The 733-nt window shown below is 59.2% G+C and carries 2 protein-coding genes; both read right to left on the reverse strand.

The window, feature by feature from the left end:
* The coding region (locus ACZIRK_RS45335; RefSeq protein ID WP_474419860.1) for a carotenoid biosynthesis protein at positions 1 to 291 on the reverse strand (291 nt) is incomplete at its 3' end.
* Positions 292 to 547: 256 nt separating this feature from the next.
* The coding region (locus tag ACZIRK_RS45340) for an ATP-binding protein (RefSeq protein ID WP_463703283.1) at positions 548 to 733 on the reverse strand (186 nt) is incomplete at its 5' end.

Here is a 733-nt window from a genome sequence, read left to right on the forward strand (position 1 = left end):
AACGAACCATACCGGTCCCACGATGATCGGGATGAGGCCGATCTGCGGCAAGTCCGCGCCGACCACGAAATGAAAGGTCCCAAATGGAAACGCTGTGGCAGCGCTCAGGTTTTCCATCGCAAACGCAATTGCGTTACAAGTAACGAACAGAACCAAGGCGCTCCGCGCACCATAGGCGAAGGTGGCGTGGATCAGGGCGCAGGCAATGAAAAGTGCCGCAAGCGCTTGAGCAACCGGGGTTGGATTCCAGGAAAACCAAATTGCGGCCGCAAGAATGCCGGCGATGGCCAACCAAAGCGCGGCCTCCTGCGGCACGCGGAGTCGGCCTCGGCCGGCATTGTCTGGGGTCATTGCATGCAATCCTTCAGTTGAGCAACCGGCAGCAAGGCTTACTTAACGTAGTTGCACCGGGTAGGCAGCGCAAGTACGAGCAGCGGCGCGGGGAGAGGTGCATATTTCACTGATAGTGAGCAGCGATCTCGCGCGATCATGAGCGCCGAATTCAGACGATCGTGAGCGGCCCGCTCCGGCCAAGGCGTTGATAGAGTCAGCGTTCTGGCTGCTCGTCAAGGGTGATGGTTTTGGCGTTGCGTTTTCGCATGCTTTCGCCGGCCAGCTGGAGGCGGTGAGCGTTATGGACGAGGCGATCCAGAATGGCGTCGGCGAGCGTGGGATCTCCGATAACTTCGTGCCATGAGTCCACGGGAAGTTGGCTGGTTACGATGGTCGATGC

It is taken from the genome of Bradyrhizobium sp. Leo114 (assembly GCF_055229415.2).